Source organism: Cytobacillus sp. IB215665 (assembly GCF_033963835.1).
Taxonomy (GTDB): Bacteria; Bacillota; Bacilli; order Bacillales; family SM2101; genus Nanhaiella.
Window position 1 is genome coordinate 106,727 of sequence record NZ_JAXBME010000011.1, and the last position, 19,441, is coordinate 126,167.

The 19,441-nt window shown below is 31.5% G+C and carries 19 protein-coding genes; 7 read left to right on the forward strand and 12 right to left on the reverse strand.

Features of this window, described 5'->3' with window-relative positions; all coding sequences use genetic code 11:
* Nucleotides 1-671: 671 nt before the first annotated feature.
* Entirely contained in the window at nucleotides 672-1,085 is a 414-nt protein-coding gene (locus SLH52_RS14045) for a hypothetical protein (RefSeq protein WP_320209906.1), read from the forward strand.
* A 678-nt stretch (nucleotides 1,086-1,763) separates the two neighbouring features.
* On the opposite strand, the gene SLH52_RS14050 is transcribed toward SLH52_RS14045, so the two are convergent.
* From SLH52_RS14050 to SLH52_RS14060, 3 genes are all read right to left on the reverse strand, one after another.
* Entirely contained in the window at nucleotides 1,764-2,762 is a 999-nt protein-coding gene (locus SLH52_RS14050; RefSeq protein ID WP_320209982.1) for a beta-propeller fold lactonase family protein, read from the reverse strand.
* 469 nt (nucleotides 2,763-3,231) lie between these two features.
* Entirely contained in the window at nucleotides 3,232-4,200 is a 969-nt protein-coding gene (locus tag SLH52_RS14055; RefSeq protein ID WP_320209907.1) for an alpha/beta hydrolase fold domain-containing protein, read from the reverse strand.
* A gap of 634 nt (nucleotides 4,201-4,834) precedes the next feature.
* Complete coding sequence (locus SLH52_RS14060) at nucleotides 4,835-5,266, reverse strand: DUF6892 domain-containing protein (protein ID WP_320209908.1); 432 nt, start codon at nucleotides 5,264-5,266, stop codon at nucleotides 4,835-4,837.
* A 598-nt stretch (nucleotides 5,267-5,864) separates the two neighbouring features.
* On the opposite strand from SLH52_RS14060, the gene SLH52_RS14065 reads away from it, so the two are divergent.
* From SLH52_RS14065 to SLH52_RS14075, 3 genes are all read left to right on the forward strand, one after another.
* Entirely contained in the window at nucleotides 5,865-6,383 is a 519-nt protein-coding gene (locus tag SLH52_RS14065) for a hypothetical protein (protein ID WP_320209909.1), read from the forward strand.
* 59 nt (nucleotides 6,384-6,442) lie between these two features.
* Nucleotides 6,443-6,958 (forward strand): GNAT family N-acetyltransferase, encoded by a 516-nt coding sequence (locus SLH52_RS14070; protein WP_320209910.1) that lies wholly within the window; start codon nucleotides 6,443-6,445, stop codon nucleotides 6,956-6,958.
* Between the two features lie 63 nt (nucleotides 6,959-7,021).
* Entirely contained in the window at nucleotides 7,022-7,657 is a 636-nt protein-coding gene (locus SLH52_RS14075; RefSeq protein WP_320209911.1) for a hypothetical protein, read from the forward strand.
* Between the two features lie 166 nt (nucleotides 7,658-7,823).
* Here the strand turns inward: SLH52_RS14075 and SLH52_RS14080 are convergent, their stop codons facing one another.
* Together SLH52_RS14080 and SLH52_RS14085 are read right to left on the reverse strand one after the other, a co-directional pair.
* A complete protein-coding gene (locus SLH52_RS14080) occupies nucleotides 7,824-8,210 on the reverse strand; it encodes a DUF350 domain-containing protein (protein ID WP_320209912.1) in 387 nt (128 codons plus the stop codon).
* A gap of 224 nt (nucleotides 8,211-8,434) precedes the next feature.
* Nucleotides 8,435-8,770, reverse strand: a complete 336-nt coding sequence (locus tag SLH52_RS14085) for a hypothetical protein (protein WP_320209913.1) — start codon at nucleotides 8,768-8,770, stop codon at nucleotides 8,435-8,437.
* 244 nt (nucleotides 8,771-9,014) lie between these two features.
* On the opposite strand from SLH52_RS14085, the gene SLH52_RS14090 reads away from it, so the two are divergent.
* A complete protein-coding gene (locus tag SLH52_RS14090) occupies nucleotides 9,015-9,599 on the forward strand; it encodes a hypothetical protein (RefSeq protein WP_320209914.1) in 585 nt (194 codons plus the stop codon).
* A gap of 570 nt (nucleotides 9,600-10,169) precedes the next feature.
* Here the strand turns inward: SLH52_RS14090 and SLH52_RS14095 are convergent.
* From SLH52_RS14095 to SLH52_RS14105, 3 genes are all read right to left on the reverse strand, one after another.
* Nucleotides 10,170-10,802 carry a type 1 glutamine amidotransferase family protein gene (locus tag SLH52_RS14095; protein ID WP_320209915.1) on the reverse strand — a complete coding sequence of 211 codons (633 nt, stop codon included), beginning with the start codon at nucleotides 10,800-10,802 and terminating at the stop codon, nucleotides 10,170-10,172.
* A gap of 74 nt (nucleotides 10,803-10,876) precedes the next feature.
* The gene (locus SLH52_RS14100; protein ID WP_320209916.1) at nucleotides 10,877-11,839 is read right to left on the reverse strand and encodes a YafY family protein; all 963 of its coding nucleotides are present in this window, start codon (nucleotides 11,837-11,839) and stop codon (nucleotides 10,877-10,879) included.
* A gap of 787 nt (nucleotides 11,840-12,626) precedes the next feature.
* On the reverse strand, nucleotides 12,627-13,067 hold the full coding sequence (locus SLH52_RS14105) for a YncE family protein (RefSeq protein ID WP_320209917.1): 441 nt from the start codon (nucleotides 13,065-13,067) through the stop codon (nucleotides 12,627-12,629).
* Nucleotides 13,068-13,493: 426 nt separating this feature from the next.
* On the opposite strand from SLH52_RS14105, the gene SLH52_RS14110 reads away from it, so the two are divergent.
* A complete protein-coding gene (locus tag SLH52_RS14110; protein ID WP_320209918.1) occupies nucleotides 13,494-13,943 on the forward strand; it encodes a hypothetical protein in 450 nt (149 codons plus the stop codon).
* 156 nt (nucleotides 13,944-14,099) lie between these two features.
* Here SLH52_RS14110 and SLH52_RS14115 read toward each other — a convergent pair whose 3' ends face one another.
* Together SLH52_RS14115 and SLH52_RS14120 are read right to left on the reverse strand one after the other, a co-directional pair.
* Complete coding sequence (locus tag SLH52_RS14115) at nucleotides 14,100-15,965, reverse strand: ABC transporter permease subunit (RefSeq protein WP_320209919.1); 1,866 nt, start codon at nucleotides 15,963-15,965, stop codon at nucleotides 14,100-14,102.
* 296 nt (nucleotides 15,966-16,261) lie between these two features.
* Nucleotides 16,262-16,588: a hypothetical protein gene (locus SLH52_RS14120; RefSeq protein WP_320209920.1), complete on the reverse strand. Its 327-nt coding sequence runs from the start codon at nucleotides 16,586-16,588 to the stop codon at nucleotides 16,262-16,264.
* Nucleotides 16,589-17,159: 571 nt separating this feature from the next.
* On the opposite strand from SLH52_RS14120, the gene SLH52_RS14125 reads away from it, so the two are divergent.
* Complete coding sequence (locus tag SLH52_RS14125) at nucleotides 17,160-17,816, forward strand: hypothetical protein (RefSeq protein ID WP_320209921.1); 657 nt, start codon at nucleotides 17,160-17,162, stop codon at nucleotides 17,814-17,816.
* Between the two features lie 303 nt (nucleotides 17,817-18,119).
* Here the strand turns inward: SLH52_RS14125 and SLH52_RS14130 are convergent, their stop codons facing one another.
* Nucleotides 18,120-18,263 carry a hypothetical protein gene (locus SLH52_RS14130; RefSeq protein WP_320209922.1) on the reverse strand — a complete coding sequence of 48 codons (144 nt, stop codon included), beginning with the start codon at nucleotides 18,261-18,263 and terminating at the stop codon, nucleotides 18,120-18,122.
* A 711-nt stretch (nucleotides 18,264-18,974) separates the two neighbouring features.
* On the reverse strand, nucleotides 18,975-19,064 hold the full coding sequence (locus SLH52_RS14135; protein WP_320209923.1) for a putative holin-like toxin: 90 nt from the start codon (nucleotides 19,062-19,064) through the stop codon (nucleotides 18,975-18,977).
* Nucleotides 19,065-19,441 lie beyond the last annotated feature (377 nt).

The following is a 19,441-nucleotide window of genomic DNA, read 5'->3' on the forward strand; positions in this document are numbered from 1 at the left end:
AAGCTGTCTGAGAGATTTGATGTGGTTATGTGATTACACCGATGCTAATTAGTAAAACTATCTACAAGGTATTAAATATCAATCGCCTTTTAAATTTGATCTCCAAAATTAATACCTGGTACTAGTTAGCTACCTTATTATGATAAATATTCGTATTATGTATAGATATTTCCTAAAATGACAAAAATGTCACTATTATAAAAAATGATCTTCCGTAATCAGCACATACTAGGAGAAAGGGAGTTGTTTATATAAATTCGAGTAGATTTGTAAACAGTGAAAAAGTATTTTTCACCTGTTCCACAAGATTGGTATTTTCCCATCTTGTGGATCAAAAATTTCATACGCACTGAATTATCTGTGTTAAAACCATCGGTAGTGAAAAAAATTATTATATACAACTTTAGGCAAATTAAAAATATCAATAAGACCAATTTCACATTTTAAAAATTATGAAATCGAGCTTTTATCGTTACCCTATTGACTCTATTTATGTCACGTTGTATCAAGGCTCCTATCAATGTTTAATCCTACAAATCCTTCTGTTCATTATCGACTAGCAGAGACCAAAATGATAACTAATAAAATGGATAAATTAACTTTTTCTGTAAATTCATATGTTGTTTTATGTTATTCTATTATTTAGTACGAATACTATAAGGAGAAATAAAATGAATTATATAACAAATTTATTGAATTTTACTAAAGTACTTTTAGCTGTACTAATCTTATTTGCTCCTGTTGAAGTAGCATCTGCAGCTTCCTTAGAATTGACTAAAGAACAAAAGGAAAAGTATTACAAACAATATGTTGAAATTGTCGAAGAAGTAGTAGCAGATTATTGTGTGGAAATGGGGGTTGTACCTTATGAGGAGTTTGCAGAAGAACATTGGGTGAAACCGCAAGAATTTCGAAAATTAGCAATTAGTATGGCAAATATGGAATCTGTAATATCTACAGAAACATGTAATTCATCTTATATTAGGTGGTTTAATACAATGAATATAACTACTATGAGAGGATCTTTTGCACAGTTGATGCTTGTGCAAATAGCATTCATATTGGAGGAAAATATACACGAATAAACTAACTTGATTTGTATAATTGTTATAAAAAATTAGTTTATTAGCTTTTCTGACTTATGGACAACCTAAAATAGTTTTTCCACAAAATGGCGCGAACCTGTAACAAGGGTTAGTGCTTTTCTTCATTTTAGGGGAAAGATTGGGAAGTTTAAATGTATAGTTGTACTGTAATACAATTTTTTGTAACAAGGGATTCAAGCAAAATACTAAAGAAAAAGGACTTTGAAATGAGAATTAAGCACATTTAAGAGTAATTCTGTTAATTAGATTGAGTGAGTTTTTACATAAATGCCTGACTTGTACTTCTATGTTATGTAAGAATTTTTGTTAAGCTTGCATTAATGTGCTTAGGCAGATAAATTACTTTTATAAAACTAAATAGCAAATAGGGGGTAGCAATTATTATATAACAAGCTTTTTTAAAATTAAACTTAATAGATAAATAACAGGGGGAACTAGAGGTGTGAAAAAAGACTCAAGAAATAACTCTTTCATTAAAGGCCCCTTGACTTAACTTACCAAATTTAAATACCCTTGACCAAAATTGCCCACAATGATAGGGATTCCTTCACTACAATTAACATATATATCCAGCTTTGTCTAGGGTGAATAATAATAGGTTTAATTGAAAGTGTTTTAAGCTATTAAACATAGTTGTGATCTACTACATACTTAATTCTATGTAGTAGATTCAACTACGTAAGCTAATTTTCCATCAGGTGAGAAGGTAACAGAACCTATGTTACTTATTAGAATTGGAATTGTAGTAATTACTGAGTGAGTTTTAACATCGATGACGGGAACAGAATTTTCATTTGAAATCGTTACATAAGCAATTTTCCCATTAGGATTAAAAGCAATATCATTTACATTAGCATTAATACTAGGATTAACAAGAGTAGTAGAAATAACTGAATGTGTTTTTACGTCTATGACGGATACAACGCCACCAAAATTTGTAACATAAGCTAATTTTCCATCAGGTGTAAAAAGAACTCTAATTGGGTCAACAACTTGGATAGTAGAAATGACAGCGTGGGTTTTTACATCAATAACTGATACATTTCCAGGTTGTTGTTGTTGAGACCTATTTGTAACGTACGCAATTTTCCCATCAGGAGAGAAAGCAATATCTCTTACGTTATGGCTAAGAGTCACAGTAGCAATCACAGAATGTGATTTAACGTCAATGACAGACAAAGTACCATCTCCACCATTAGCAACATAAGCTAGCTTCCCATTAGGAGAAATGGCAATTAATTCTGGACGCGATCCAACAGAAACAGTAGCTATTACTGTATGGCTTTTAACCTCGATAACAGAAATAGTGTTGTCAAGTTGGTTAGTAATATAAGCTAATTTTCCATCAGGCGTGAAAACGATGGTACTCGGATTGCTACCAACTTGAACAGTAGCAATAATTGAGTGAGTTTTAACATCAATTATTGAAATAGTATTTCCAAATAGGGGACCTGTACCTCCGTTTGTAACATAAGCAATTTTCCCATCAGGAGTAAAAACGACATTACATGGATTAATACCAGCTTGAATGGTGGCTATAACCATCTGTGTTGATATATTTATTACAGATACAGTGTTATTATCTTCAGTTGCAACATATGCTAAATTCCCGTTAGGAGTGATATCTAAAGGTGATGTACCAATAGCTATACCAATTTGGAAAAGTTGTTATAGCAGAATGAGTATTAACATCAATTACGACAGTAGCCAAAAATCCACCTCTCTCTAAAAAATAATTATTTTACAGTGTATGATAAAATTGTATCTTTGATGTAAAAATTGTATGTTTATAATAGACCCTATTGTTATAGTAAACACAAGATCAATTGTGGTTAATAGGTGGATGTTCAGAAGATAAAAGAATGAGAGCTTTATCAAACTAGAAGATTAATTTTATTAGGGGATTACCCATTTTTAGACAGGAAACATATTGATTAATGAGTCTATAAGTGTAATAACTATTGACCAAATTGGAAATGGTATTCTCAATATGGTGCTGTTATAAAGTATATTGAACTTAATTATACTAAAGACAGGTTTAAAAAAAATATGTAACCTCCTTATTCCGTTCATTAAAAGGAGGGGATTTTCACCGATTATCATTTTCTGATAAAATATCGATAACTCACTTAAGGATATTTAAGGCTCTCAGTAAAGCATTTAAACTATTATCTGCATCTTTCTTACTATGAAACGCATCTGGAACAGTTAACCCTAAATGATGATACCCTGGATAAACATGCAATTCTGTAAGTACACCGTCATACATTAAACGTTTTGCAAAATCCAATGTCTCATCTGCAAATAAATCAATAGAGCCTACACATAAATATGTGCTTGGTAAGCCCCTAAAAGATTTAGCCATAGCAGGCGAATAATATTCTGAAATGCCTTCAGTTCCAGGTTCTTGTTTAAGAACAGACTTCCACCCAAAATAATTGATAGCATTATCGAAAAAATATTCACCATTAAATGGATGCGTTTCTTCAATAGCCGTACGATCATCTAGCATTGGTACAGATAATTGTAAATGATGAAAATTAAACTCCTGACAATCACGAGTAAATAAAGCTAATCCTGCAGCTAATCCAGCTCCAGCACTTTCGCCAGCAACAGCAATTCTATTAATATCAACATTTAATTCTTTAGCGTGCTCGATACACCATTTAATTCCTGAATAACAATCATGTAATTGAGCAGGTTGAGAAAATTCAGGGGCTAAACGATAGTCTACAGAGACACCGATAAAATTATAGTGATGTGCTAGAAATGCATGTTTTTCATTATTCATTTCTGGACTACCGATAATCATACCACCGCCATGTACAGAATAAATTAATGGATTAAGTTGCTCAGCTCTATTTTTCGGCTTTGTAATAACTAATCTCACTTTAGAATCATCAAATAAATTATCAATCCTTATTTCTTCTATTTCAACATCATATCGTTCTGTCACACTAGAAGTGAAAAACGCTTTAAGTTGTTCTCGAACTTCTAAGTAATTATCTGGGGTTAAACTCATACTGCCCATAACATCTAAAATATCTCGTATTTCTGGATCAATTAAATGTTCACTTCGTTTAACTCTTTTCATAATACACCCCCATAGTTAATTGTACATTTTAGTTCAGATGATCCGTATGTTGTGTATATAATTACTTTCTCAATATTTTCAATAAAATTCTTATAACTACTAATGAACTACTTCATACAAGCCTTAATCATTCCATTAAAGTTATTCTACATACATTCTTTATAAAACCATAGACACTTTAGTGTCGATTTTCCAATCTAGAAGTGCATGCTGCCCATTTAGAGCTGTACAAACTTAACCGAGTCGAACGAGATTTAATTGAAAATCGTTTTTACTTGATAAAATTCTACGTATTGATTTAAAGTGGGGGATTCCTTAGAACGGAAACCTAACATTTTTTCTAATTTACTAGGCCACCTCCTTTGTAATAAAGAAATTAATAAATAGCTTAGTTAATTCGCAAACAATGAAACACAAGTAATATTGTTTTTAAATATGTATTGGTTATGAATTTAATAAGGAAAAGGTGATGATTGGGTGTCAGATATTTTTGACTTCTTAAGTGATCTATTCTCTACAAACTCGAAGAAAAAGAAAGATGGGGAGGAGTAGAACTAACTAGCATTCATCCTGTATAGGCTATATTCAAAACGAAAAGGGCTGCTTTCAGCCCTTTATTCAACTCAATCATTGATTACTCTACTGAAATTCCATCATTTATCATTGGTGCTAATAGCTCTTCATCAACTATGCCAATTGCATACACTGTTTTTAAATTTACTAGCTTTTGATAACCCTCTATACTTTTCACATCAAAAATATCATCATCTCCGTCCCAATCTGGCTTTAAATATGATGTGTAAATTTCATTTCCTCCATCAAATACTAGCTCCGTGATCGAATTAAGATCACTTTCTTCAAGAACTAATTCACTAAAATATTGCATCAGTTCTGGTATTGGAGGGATATCTTCATACCATTCGTAATTATCGACAAATTTGTCTTCTAACTTTTGTAAATCATCTTCAAATCTTGTAAATTCCTCTAATTCAATCAAGCTATTTATCACCACTAATTTAAAATTAAAATCACTAAACAAGCCTGCCTTGTCTTTATATTTATTCAAAATTACATCTCCTTCCACAGATTTATTAATGATAAAAACCCACTTTCAGTTTTCTTCGCCATACACGAACGAAAATCCTCTCTTTTGTGAAGTGTGAACAATAAAAAAGAGGGTAGGGTGATTAGCTAAAATGAATTATTCAATTTAACTTTTGTAGCCTCTATGTGAATGTCGTGGAATAAGGTATAGATCGAAAATTCATGATATATCCTCTTCACCAAAATATAAATATCACTTATTTAATAAGCCTCCGTCAGTAGACTAAAAGATGGTTTCTATATGTCAGTAGGAACATTCTGTGCTACTTGTAGTACCTTTTAGTTCATCTATCTATACAAATTCAAATGTTTTCAGCCCTGTTTGTTTCGATTTACTTCATTTATTGTTGTCCTAAAATTACCATATTTATTTTGCAACTTCTACATGAATTCATTCGTCTAGCATGTATAAATGAGTTATTTAGGAAGCAGTTAGCAAAATTGGTAGAATATTAGTATTTCTTGGATTTAAACAATTGTTGTGATGCTTAAAGCGAGATATTTTAATGACTACTGTACCTAATATAATTTTCTTACATTTACATATTTAAGGAAAAGGGGTGATTACACTGAAATTTATTTATATGATAGTTAGTACTGTAATGCTGTTATCAGCTTGTTCTAAATTAGAGAACGTTGACGATAGATTATCATTTGAAGAACAAATTCAAGAATTATTACTTCAAAATCAAATTAATGTTGGAACCATCATTGATTATGATGTTAAAGCTAATCATGTTTTTGTCATTTATCAAAGTAAAAAGTATTTAAGACCTATAGAAGTAGCAGTTTTAAAAATGGATAATGATAGCCTGAAATGGGTTACTGGGTATAAAGATTTTTTGTATGAGGGATCGTCAACACATTGCCAAAAGGATTCTTTATGTGTAACTTTAATAAGAGAAAGCGATCCTAATATTAAAGATGTGAAAATGTTTGACAAAACTGCTAAATTAGTTAAATCTTCTATTGAATTGACAGATGGCTACACGGAAGAAGTAAAATATTGGATTATTTATAGCAATTATGACGAATATAACAATGCTATATCCAATGATGTAGAGTACGTGATGAAGTAATGTATAGCTAATAACTGAAAAAGGTGATTATTAAATTCACATATAAGGAGAATATTACTATGAATAATTCATTGGAAGTAATTGAACTTACATCAGTTGACGACAACATAATAGAACTTTCTAAATTGTTAAAGGAAGTTGTTAATAAGGGTGCTTCTGTAGGTTTTTTAGCACCTATAAGTACAGATGCAGCAATAGAGTATTGGAGCAAAGTGCTTAAGCCTGGAGTGATTTTGTATGTTGCAAAGATTAATAATGAAATTAGAGGAGCCGTTCAGTTGCATTTAGCTATGCAACAAAATGGTACACACAGAGCTGAGGTTTCAAAGTTAATGGTTGACCCAAGTAGTCGTAGATGTGGTATTGCGTCAACACTAATGAAAACTATCGAGTCTAGAGCAACGAAAGAAGGTAGAAGTTTAATAATATTGGATACTAGATTAGGTGATCCATCAAATATTTTATACAAATCTTTGGGTTATGTAGAATCTGGGACTATACCATCCTATGCACAGTCATCAGATGGCAAACTACATGGAACTGTTTTTTACTTTAAATTATTGGGACTAAAATAGCCACGTAGGAGATACTTAAGTAAATCTTCCATCATTAGATTAGACACCACAGGAGAGACATTTATGAAATCTGTGAAAATATTATGCATCTTACTAACATTAGGTTTTGGTACTTTAACTGCTTGTAGTTCTGTAGAAACCACTAAGGAAAAAACAAGTAATAATGATCTACAAACATCTGAAAATAAGGAAAATGATACACATATAGATAAAGACGAACAAACGCAGGATGAAAATGCTATGCGAGAAGAAAACAAAGATCAAGATGAACAATCAAACGAAGATAATGTTTCAGTTGAAGAAACTATGGAAAATGAAGATCAGGCAAACGAGAATAAATCATTATCAGTCCAGGTAATCAAAGAAACATTAATACTAGGCCAAACGAGTGATGAAGTTGAACATCTTTTGGGAAGTGACTATCAGAAAGGGATGGGAGCGAAGAATAGTGAACAATTATGGAGGTATGATTTAGGAAAAGATGAAGATTATACATCAATTAATGATGAATTCTTTGATGCTATAGATGTTGAAGGTTTAAATAGTGGTATTATTGAGGCTCAATTATTTATTACTTGGTCTGAAGATGGCAAAGTAGAAAAATACTCCATTCATTACCTTAATAACGAAAATGGGAACGTGGACAATTACCGAGTATATTACGATGAAAAAGGAAATATACAAAGAATCATAAAATAATAGCTAATTGTACTTACATATATGGGTAGCGATATATACATATCTGAGAAAGTAGTTATGTACGAGTTTACTGTTAAGGACATAAGATTATTATATTAAATAAGAATAAGTGAATGAATTGAAAAAGGATTGCCACTTCAGTCTAGGCAATCCCACTCCTTTTTCTTTAATATGTTAAGCATCCAGCGATAATTAAACCAACTGCTATTGATAAAAGTAATAGGAAAAGACCTACAGCTTGATTATCTTCATCAATTGCTTTAGTAATTTTAAATTGAGGAGTAAGTAATTCTGCTAAGAAAAAGACTACAATTTGTGCGACGATTCCTATGGATCCCCAAATCATTAAATCAACAAGGTTAAGAGAATTAGCAGATGTAGAATATAGAACTATCCCTAATCCAACTAATCTACCACCAAGAACATAAGCGGCTGCTTTATTCCCATCTGCAATTAATCTAAACTCTTTGTTTTTCGTTGTCAGTTCCATTAAAAATAATCCTATAACAAGCATAATAATATTAGTTCCTAAATAAAGTAAAAAATTTACCATTTGTTATTTCTCCTTAAATATATTTCTCATTTCCTACCAAGGGGTAAGAAATAAGATTCATTTTCCAATGTCTATTCCTGAGCGAACACCATTTTAGCTTCTTATAAAATTTATATATTTGCGTTGTAAATCTTTCCATAAAAACTATGTGCCATAGTTTAGTACAAAAGGGTTAAAAATCATCACTTGTTATCCTCGTACCGTTCGTAAGATATTCCTTTAAATCAACCCCCAAACCCTCCTTTTGCTCCAGAACCAAAACCGGCCTTTGTAGTAGCATTTTTGTACGTTGAGGTTGATTTGTACGAGTTATAGGCTGAGCTCTTAATCAGTTTACTTTTATTAATATAACTTTTGCCAAATAAAAAATAGTGTCCATAAAAATCGGAATCATCATCATCACATTCCCATACTCCCAACTCATGATCAAATTCCCAATCTAAACAATCTTCATTATCTGGTACTTCAGGTAAGGTTGATTCCCCGCACCCAGTTAATGAAAGTGATACAACTGCAGCACTTACGCCGGAAATCATTTTCTTTGTCTTGTTAGCTTTCATCAATTATCCTCCTTTTCACTTAATATATACTCATACTACCAAATATTATAAACTAATATACAAAAAAAGGGATTATCTTCTTATGGATTAGAACCATTGAAGTATATTCTAATATGTTTAATTTTAAACTAAGAAATACAAATAAATTCCATCTTAAATTTTGGAACTTTTTTTCAAGAGATTCGTCTTGCATATGAGAAAAAAGTTGGACAATATTGATTATTTTTAGAATTGAGGAAGGTTAATGAAAAAATTAGTATTAGCTAAAGTTTTAATAACGATTACAGTTATCATGGCATTCATTTTAACTTATACAAATGTAAAAAATACACAGTTTCAGATTTACGACGGTGTCTTACTAAATGTTGGTGTAATCGGGACACTACCAGACATACAATCCCACAATGTATTATTACATCAGGCTAACTTAGAACAAATTGCTGAGGACCACATACAATATGATGCTTTCGTATTAACAGAAGATGTTTTTCAAGAAGCATCGTTACCTACAAATAAAGATGTCTTCATTAGCAACTTTCATACACCAGTTTTCTTTGTAGGACTATACAAACCTCTCTGGGTGTATTTGGAAGATGATTATAGAGGTACTTACGACGAAGCATTCTCCCGTGATTATATGGGACATACACAAGGATATTTAATGACAGATGCAGAAAACTATCCAACATGGATTTTAGGTAAAGGTCTTTCAAAGGACAAAATAAATGATAAAGAAATAAATGATATATACTTTAGTTTATTTAAAGTAACCGAAAACATAAAAAATGGCAATGTTGAAAATGCCTTTGACTTTATGCCATATGAATAACCTTTTCACAAACCATATAATTGTAAGACAATTAGGTGAGAAAAGCTAAATCGCAACTGTATATTAGAATAAACGTTTTAAGTGAACCGTTTGGATTAATCAATGAATATAAAAAAAGAATAAGACATGCTGGATAATCACCTAATTTTTATATATATTTAAAAGCATGCTTATTCCTTTTTTAGTAAGAACACCTTAATAGTTATTAGTCATTTACACTGATGAAGATAGATTAACAAATTTAATAGGTAATGAACGCCATGAAATTAATTTTTGAAGCTGCACATTAACCATTTCTTTAATATCCTTATTCTTCCAAAGAGTTAACACATGTTCTATTTCTAGTTGTTTTACTAAATTTTTTATAACGCTATAACCTAGATAATATCCTAACCTTATAAACTTAAAGTGACAGCCACCGTTTATAGAAATCCATTCTTTAAAAATACGATCACTTGATAATCCTTATTCTAAATCATAAAAAAACTTGTTGGCAATCAGTAATTCATATTATTTTATAGCTACATAATGATTCGCACTTATTCATTTTTACAATATTAACAATTAGACTTAGTTATTTAATGAATCCATTAACTGGAAGAAATATTTAGATTCATGAAACTTATTTAGGTTATACCATGAATGTAATGTGTCTAGTGCGAATACATCTATTTTTTTTAGTACTTCCATAGCAAATTCCAGAGGAGATATCCCTGATGCAGTTACTAAATTCTCATCACATACCACAGGTCCTAATTCATAAAACTGATCTCCTTTATAATTTGGACAGCTCATTTTTATATAATCTAAGTTATTGCTAGTATGTTTTCTAGAATTTAGGTAGCCAGCATTCGCTAACCCTTCAGTTGCACCACAGATAGCAGCAACAATTGTACCACATTTTAAAGCATCTCCAACTCTTGCTATGATAGGTTGATGAATACTATCTCCCCACGTATTTCCTCCAGGTAATATTAAAAGATCTTTACTCTTTAAATTACAATCATCAAGTGAAATATCTGGTTGTATGTTCAGTCCACCCATCGTAGTAATCGTTTCTTTATTAGTTCCAACTGTAATTATTTTTAAAGGAGCTAAACCTTTTTTAAAATATCTTCCAGAGTTTAATTCGGCAATTAAATATCCATACTCCCAATCTGACATCGTATTAAATACGTAAAGAAGAACTCTGTTCGTTTGCATCTAATAACACTCCAATCAAAATTATTATAGCAATTATAAAATAACTTCCCTGACAGATAGCGTCAGGGAAGTTATTATTTTTCATGAAATTTTATTAAATCCGAAAGAATTTCGATCAGCCTTTCTTTTAAACTTATTGGCTCTTGCACTTGAATAGATTTACCATAAGGCAAAATCATGTGAGGTACATATGTATTTAGTATTTCTTTCTCAAGTAGGAATATCGCTTGATTAGGAGTCCGTTCATGTAAATAATTTTCTAAAAACCAATGTTGGCATATTTCATCCAAGGTGTTTTTATTTCCGTTAATAACTAGAGAAATAATCTCTTCCTTATCATCCATAGTCGGAAGAATATTTTTTAAAAAAAATTCACGTGCTGAAAAATCTTTTGGCTTATTAAACTGATATTCCGTTTGTATGATGGTATCAATACGCTTAACTTTAAAACTGCGTATATCATTCCTAAGATGACAAAATCCAATTACATACCAGTTAGTTTTCCAATAAATAATTGTGTATGGTTCAATTAATCTAAACTTCGATTGCTCTTCGCTACTTTTATGGTACTGTATATTAACAGCGTATCTATCGGCAACTGCCTGCTCTAGTTCTTTTAGGAGAGGGACCGCAGAGAAGGAGCTTTTTTGATTTATAACTTCAAGACTAGCTTTGCGTTGGCTTATTTTTCTTTCTTGTTCTTGATTGGAATATTTACTTAGTTTTGAAACTGCACTAGAAAGTGCTTCACCCCCGTAGTATCCCGCTTCTTCTGCAAAAACAGCAGCATGATATAAGGATGTTTGTTCCTCATTATCAAAAAAAAGAGGAGCTTGGATAAAATTAGTCATTAAAGTATATCCACCGTTATGACCTGAGTCAGAAATTATAGGTACACCACTTGTAGAAAGTGTATCAATATATCGATACACAGTCCTTATATTGATCTCTAATTTTTCTGAGATTTCGTTTGCAGTTATTTTTTTACCAGTACTTAGCATCCATAATATTGCTAGTAAATTATCAACTTTAGGCATCTGAAGCCACCTCTAAAATTATTCTCGTTTAGTAAATTTTACTAAACATTAGCTTGTTATTCTACTCATTCCTCAATAATATGTAGGATGTTCAATATGTTATCCAGATTCTTCTAATTAATAAGCTTCTTACACATAATCAATTTTTTATTTATAACATATTTTGGAAACTATTATACTATCTTTGGTTATTTCAACAGCTATGTTGCGCCTCAATATAATTGCCATGTGTGTAAGAATAATTCACATGTCAGAACCATGGAATTTATGTTCTATATGATCGCACCAAAAAGTTCACTTAATACAAACACAGGCTATTATTATTCAACTTAGCTTTTTTAGCGAGACATCTTAACGTTAACAAAGAAAATGAAACAATCCCTTTTTCCCATTGGGCAAAATCATTATAAGATATCGTGCTCAACAGCATATGTACACCCTCCTCAGTCATTCGCAAAAGCAAAGTTAAGGAGGGGGTGGAGTGATGATTAATGGTTATACAATATCTTATGCACTTTAAAGTGTGATGCTTGTATTTATGTGCTAAGTCAACTTAATCATTCTTTAATAAATGATCAATTTAACTAAAGAGCATTTGTCAAGACTTGCTAGAATAATAGCTTTATTCGATGTGTTTTTAATAACGAATTAACTTAACATGCGGTTGGACATAGTTATTGACTACTCTGAACAGCAAATACGTAAGCCAATCTACCATCCGGTGTAAAGGTAACAAAAAGTGGTGATGTTCCAGATAAATCAAGTATCGCAATTACTGAATGAGTTTTTACATCAATAGCAGTAATGGTGCCATTTGTCGTCCCGACGCCTCCAGCAATATAAGCAAGTTTTCCGTCAGGAGAAAAAGCAATATCAAATGGTAAAGATGGCTCGGTGGAAATCGTTGTAACCACGCTATGGGTTTTGATATCAAGACAGTGATAGAATTTCCGAATGCATTGGCAACATAGGCAGTTTTTCCATTTGGTGCAACAGCGACAGCTATAGGATTATCTCCGACAGGTACAGGTGCAATTAAAGAATGAGTTTTCACATCAATAACTGAAATAACAGGATCATTCATACCGTTACTGTTAATAAAATAGGCAATTTTTTCGTTCGGTGTAAGAGAGAAGGGGGTTGCTTTAAAGGTAGCAGGCGGGAAATTCCCTTCAGGTATTGTAGCTATAACTGAATGGGATTTTGCATCAATAACAAATGTAGCCAAAATAAAAGCACCTCTTTATTTAGTCGTTATTAAAAGAATACGAAATATTTTTTACAGTGCTACTAAATTGGTATTTGTTATTCGAAAAATATGTGACAATCATTTAAAAAGTTTTAATCTACTTCATTAAGCAGCATGAACTTACTATATAATGAAGAGGAGAATCTACATAAAAAAACCACACCGCCCATTTATGCAAGAAGTCAAGCAACAAATTGAGCAATGGAAAGAGACAATTCATGCAAACTATAGTGTAAACTACTACATAAATTTCTTATTACATGTAATAATATTCGTCTTAGGAAATAGTAGATCAATAACTTACAATTTTGAGAAATGTGTTAAGAGAAGTAGTAGTTAGATAATATACAAAGCACTCCATACCGATTCCATAAAATTTTCATAAGGTTAGAAAGGTTGGGGGATATGACTAATAAAATATATTTTTCGGTATCAACTTATCTTAAAGAAGACTCGTGGATAGGCGTACCGTTAAATTATGATTATTGGATTCCATTAATTAAGCACTTTTTAAAACACTCAAATACAATTGAAATCCATTGTTGGAATGAGGAAAAAGTAATTTTCGACGAATTATTGCTAATAAATGAGGATTATACTATGGATGTCATGCATGGTATGACCATTATTAAAACAGCCTTATCTCCAGAATTAATTAGCCTACTGACAACAAAATACCTAGATAAAACAGGAAAGATAAAATGGTTTTCTTTATTCTTTTACAATGATGGAAACAAAACCTTTAACTCAGAACATTGGGGAACAGAATTTGTTGTCTCTGCTTTAAACAAAGGTGAAGCTCAAACAATTCGTAGCATAATGCCAAAGGATACTAATTTCCATGAATATGAATAGATGTACAGTGTTATCCCGCATCAAAACCTACTAGATAAGATCATTCCACAAATATATATAGACACACGAGCAAAGGTAATGAAAGAAAGCCTCTCTACACAAGTTTTTTCGACTTATAAGTGCAGAGAGGCTTAAGATACATTATTCTTTTGATGTTTACATAGTTACTTTCTTTTTACGTAAATACTTTTGTAATCCTCTTTCAATAACCATAAAATTAATGATAAGTAACGTAATGACTAAACACGTCCAAAATGGAACCCAAGGGTTAACCCTAATATCTACGGCACTATTTTGTAACAATGCCATCCATGATTGTGAATTACTAATCCACACCCATTGCCCAGTATAAGCCATTTGTATTTTCTCTTGAGATATAAAAACACCAATGATCGTTAGTTGCGCAAGTAATGTTGTCGTTTTAGCGAGATCAGCTGTAAAATTAACGATAATTTTAGGGTACAGATGAGGTAAATAATAGAAACGATAATTTTTTAGTGCCGTATTCCCTACAGCAACACCTGATTTAACATACTCAGAACTCGAGAGTTTGTCTAGTTCATTAGATAATAGATGGACAACTGCACCTAATTCTATTAATGCAATGAGTATAATCATCCATAACGATCTCCATTCACTAATTACAAGCTGTGGAATTGCTGAAATGATTAAAATAAAAATAATAGTTGGGATATAGCTTAAAAGATCATTCCAAAAAGAGATGATTTTTCTAAATACACTATTTGTATTTCTAATTGCAAAGCTAATGATAAAGGCTAAAACATATCTTAACAACACTATGCCAAAGATCAAAGTTAGTGTGTTCTTCGCCCCAACAATGAATAGTTCAATTAGGTTTCTCCCATATTCATCAGTTCCAAGTGGATATTCACCCATAGGAGGCACAGGAGGCAAGTATAACTTTTCATCTATCCATAAATGCTTAACACGTGTCATGTCAAATATCGGTAGAATACTAGATAAAATGCTAAACAGTAGCAATAAACTAATCGATAATAATCCGATTGTTAATTGCCAATTTTCTTTTATCTTTGTTTTCAAAAAATTCATAGCTTTTCTAAGTACACTATTTGAATTATTAACAGTAGCTAAACTGTTCTGATCATCGACCTTAAATGTCGGAGTTAAGAAAATTTGTGATACCTTCGTTATGAGTACTGTTAAGAAAATGATCAGCATAAAGGTGATAAGGAAAGCAATTTGTGTTTGATATTCATTGCGATCTGTCGCTACAAGAAACCTGTACGCAGCTCCCTTATAATCAGTGAATATCTCAATTATTGGTAAGCTCGTTAAAATATAAATCATCATTTTTGGAGCAGCGCTTAGTATACTGTTCCATGAATTCCATAATCCGTGAATGAAAATCTTTCTAAGGTTTGACATACCTTTTGCTGATAAATAGACCATATAAAGTTTACTTTCCTCAAGCATAAGGTTATTATACATCACTCTAACCATGTAGATTGCTGGGTATATGGATAAAATTATGGTCGGGATGAGTATATTACTAGCTTGTTCATGACCATAAAGGTCAATTCTTGGAAGTCCAAATAAAGGAAACTTAATTAATATGAGTTGTAAGCAAAGAAGTAGAAAGAAATCCGGTATTGTAAACAATAAATCTAAAAAAGATTTTATGTATTTAAATAATCTCTTATTTCTAAAATAGTATATAATTAATCCAATTAATGATCCACCGACAAACCCTATTAAGAATGCAGGAAGAATCAGTTTAATACTTCTCCCCATATATCTTTTTATTTCCTCACTTATTTCTATCCCAGTATAAGTTAGTCCAAAACCTTTGTTCTCTTTAATGCTTGTAATAAAATTGGTTAGCTGAGTCTTATATGCTTCAAATCCAGTAATGAAATGTAATTGAATCCCATTTCCATCATTCATATCGATATTATACGATTCCTTCGGTATTAAAATGATGAGACTCATAATTAAGAATATTAAGATAATATAAAGTGTACTTCGCGCTAACTGTTTCAAAATTTACCTCCTCTGTAGAATTTAGTAGAATATTGCAATATAATGTTTAGTATTATATCAAAAAAATGGATTTTTGAGAATAATTTAACAAAAAAATGTAAATTTTTTTGGTGAATCTATAAAACAAAGTTTTAAAGTAAACATCTTAGTAGAGGTAATTTCTATTAGTAATGTGAAATGGATATTTAGATTTCAGCGTCATTATATAATGCAGATCTTAAATTCTTATAATATTAGCCAGCACAATTCATATATATAGCTTATTTATTCGTTATTTGCATAAAAGAATGAAAGATTTAATTTACTTCTTTTAATACTCCAGGTTGTTCTGTATATTTTAACTTGAATAATATGATGTACATAATTTGCTCCATTAATGAATGGACATATAGCCCTTGAATACTTTCATAGCATTTAGTTTTGAAGTTATATACACAAATATTTTTAACGGAAAATCTATCAATAGCCTTATCGGTTTTTTTATCTTCAATTAATATTAAATAATATCTACAGTATTCAGGTTCAGCAATATTAGCATATTGTATTTCTAGTTCATCGTGTCTTTCTCCAGTTCTCTTATTAATTAATTTTACCTCACAGATTTTATCCAATAGATTATTCATGAGAAACACCTCTAAACAGATTAGATGTTTCTATCATCTCCAACAAGTATGGGATAAATACATGAACTTCATATTAAAACGGTCATGTCATTTATCTTTTAGTACAATTCATCCAAGAAGGCATAGAGTGATGATGTTAGTTTTCATCCCTTAGCACCGAATATAGAATAGATATTTTATATTTAAGACTTATTAAATCCAGAAATGAACCAAAGGCTCTTTTCGAAAACATTGTTGCTATGGTTATAAATTTAATTCTATAAAAAATGGTTTTATATTGTTAGTTATCGTTGAACATAAGGCGGTTGAACCATCTATTAAAATTTGGGCATTGGTGCATGCAATAACACGCTAACACTACAAAATACTATGCACCTAAATTAATTCAAGGTGGTATGGTTACAATATTAAAAGACCCTAGGATTACTATAGTGATGTATGTCAACTACAAGAATATAGCAATGTGAATCATAGCTAAGCAAGAGTGATAAAGAGGAGGTATAGCAAATACTACTAAGGAATACACTTCTATATAAACATCTCTAAAAACAATCATTTTGGAGGAGAGAATATGGAATTTGTAAAAGCAGAACATTTAAAGAACTTGTATAGTGTAAAAGGTAGCTTTTATAATATAGAAATAGATAATCAAGTGTTTGAATGTAGAAATTATGCGGAAATCTACCACAAGAATAACAAATGTCATTCCAAGTATGACGCAGTGTTTGTTCTAGTAAACCCAGGTTTATGCTCACCCAAGTACTCAACATATCAAATCCCTCATTACAAAAAAGAAGAAATTCTTAAAAACTTCACTCCTGCTAAAACTGACAATACCCAATATCAAATTATGCGTTGCATGCTATTAAAACAATGGAATAATGTTCTTATAATTAATCTCTCAGATATTAGAGCAGGTAATTTAACTAAGTTTAAACAATCGGTAGATGAAGCGACTAGTAAAGGCTTTGAATCCCACAGCATTTTTTCAAGTGAACGTAAAGAAGAGCTAAAAGATGTATTGACGAGAAGTAAGGGACCTATCATATTGGCGTGGGGCACTAATCCAATAGTGAAAAATCTAGCAGAGCAAGCGTATGCCTCACTACCGCTAGAGAAAATTGTTGGGATAGAACATACGAATAGACCTTTTTATTATCATGCAAGTCCTACTCCTTTAGAACGGAAGATAAAATGGTTGAAAGAAATAAACGAAAGAATTTCTTGAAGTTTTAAGCGCTATATTATTTTTCCTTGTTATTTCCTAATGATAACAATCTGTAATTACCGTCTATCATTAAAATTTATCGCTAAATTCTATTTTTATGTCATTTTAGCAGTAACTCAAAGAGGGTGGGGGAGTGTAAATAATATTAGGGATTGATACTGCTTAGGCTATTATGTGTGACGACATCGTCCAGAATTCTTTGGCCAGTATAACATATAACTAACTTAGGTGTAACAAGTGCCTCATACGAAAGGTAATTTAGCAGAGGGCCGTCGTACAGCAATTTCTAAAATGGAGGGAAAATCAAACTGGTTTTTCTTGTTCATTTTGTGTTTCTAAGTCATTTACCTGTTTTTCTAGGCTTGCTATAATTGCACTTTGCTCAGAAGAACAGCCGTAAACAAAGGTCGTAATAATAATACATGTAAATATTAATGTATATTTCATCTAATTCCCCCTTATTATTTTAGTTAACGAGAGTTAACAAAATAGTTTACCTTGAATACTATTTGTTCATTTTAGTAATAGGTTAATAATGTACGCAGGTAATCATTCTAGATTGAGGAAGGAAATATGTTATATTTTCCTTATGACTCGTTCTTTGACAACTGAGAATATAGGTTTGAGTGGACAAATCTATGTAAAAATCAAGTTTTCCCTGATTCGTTACCACACTCCCTGGTATTATATTACAAATTAACACAAAATAAAGAACTAGCATACTAAAAAACAACAATCTTTTAGAAAAAAGCTTTTTTAGAAAAAATTAACTATATCCTCATTTTTGTTATTATCAAGTTGAGTATTCCTAATCAAAAGTGAGATCAGCGTGGTAGGGGGAACAACCCTGTATTTCCAATCCTTTTCCATCATTATTATTTGCACTTCCTATAATTGTTTTTTCCTTAATATTTATGGTTATTTTCTATAGAAGGTTGGACTAACATATATAACGTGACTAAATTGTACTGGCGTCTATGTTATTTGTACATTTACCAACAATTATGATATTCTAATCCTAGACAAGCATTAACTGCATACAATAAGAAAGACCGAAGGTGCAGCAACACCGACGGCCTAACAATAACGATTCCTTCAGGAGTCGGCTAAATCATGTGAAATAGACCGCCCTCATCTTATCAGGATACAAAGGGTGGTCTATTTTTTGTCGTTTTTATTAAAAGACAGTACCGAAATGATCAGCCCGCAAAATGCAATTGCCAACATCAACGCTTCAAGTACCGTCATACGCCTCACCCCCTTTCAGGGAATGAAGGCGACCACCCTTAGAAATCCGCTATTGTATTCCAATTATCCATAGTTGCCCATATTGACGAAGTTAGCTGTGACAGTACATCTAGCATTCGTGGCATCTTTTCTCCTTAAAATCAGAACAAAATAGAAACTGAATTTCTTCAACCTTAGTAACCTAAAGTAACTGCAGGGCAGTTTTTTCGTGGAGTGAACCACACCAGGCTTCTTATGGTGATTATCAACCCACTAGCATACAAAAGCAAAAAGATAACTACCCACTAATGGATAGTTATCTTCCTTTCAACTTAAATAGGCATTAAAATATGTTAAAAGAGTCAATCACTTTCTTTTTCTGTTCAAATTCTACATGG

Coding starts and splice junctions, on each gene's coding strand:
- SLH52_RS14100 (WP_320209916.1), bottom strand. CDS start 11,839: ATGCCTAAAGTTGATAATTTACTAGCAATATTATGGATGCTAAGTACT.
- SLH52_RS14090 (WP_320209914.1), top strand. CDS start 9,015: ATGAAAAAATTAGTATTAGCTAAAGTTTTAATAACGATTACAGTTATC.
- SLH52_RS14130 (WP_320209922.1), bottom strand. CDS start 18,263: ATGAAATATACATTAATATTTACATGTATTATTATTACGACCTTTGTT.
- SLH52_RS14055 (WP_320209907.1), bottom strand. CDS start 4,200: ATGAAAAGAGTTAAACGAAGTGAACATTTAATTGATCCAGAAATACGA.
- SLH52_RS14045 (WP_320209906.1), top strand. CDS start 672: ATGAATTATATAACAAATTTATTGAATTTTACTAAAGTACTTTTAGCT.
- SLH52_RS14080 (WP_320209912.1), bottom strand. CDS start 8,210: ATGGTAAATTTTTTACTTTATTTAGGAACTAATATTATTATGCTTGTT.
- SLH52_RS14070 (WP_320209910.1), top strand. CDS start 6,443: ATGAATAATTCATTGGAAGTAATTGAACTTACATCAGTTGACGACAAC.
- SLH52_RS14125 (WP_320209921.1), top strand. CDS start 17,160: ATGGAATTTGTAAAAGCAGAACATTTAAAGAACTTGTATAGTGTAAAA.
- SLH52_RS14110 (WP_320209918.1), top strand. CDS start 13,494: ATGACTAATAAAATATATTTTTCGGTATCAACTTATCTTAAAGAAGAC.
- SLH52_RS14120 (WP_320209920.1), bottom strand. CDS start 16,588: ATGAATAATCTATTGGATAAAATCTGTGAGGTAAAATTAATTAATAAG.
- SLH52_RS14095 (WP_320209915.1), bottom strand. CDS start 10,802: ATGCAAACGAACAGAGTTCTTCTTTACGTATTTAATACGATGTCAGAT.
- SLH52_RS14075 (WP_320209911.1), top strand. CDS start 7,022: ATGAAATCTGTGAAAATATTATGCATCTTACTAACATTAGGTTTTGGT.
- SLH52_RS14135 (WP_320209923.1), bottom strand. CDS start 19,064: ATGACGGTACTTGAAGCGTTGATGTTGGCAATTGCATTTTGCGGGCTG.
- SLH52_RS14085 (WP_320209913.1), bottom strand. CDS start 8,770: ATGAAAGCTAACAAGACAAAGAAAATGATTTCCGGCGTAAGTGCTGCA.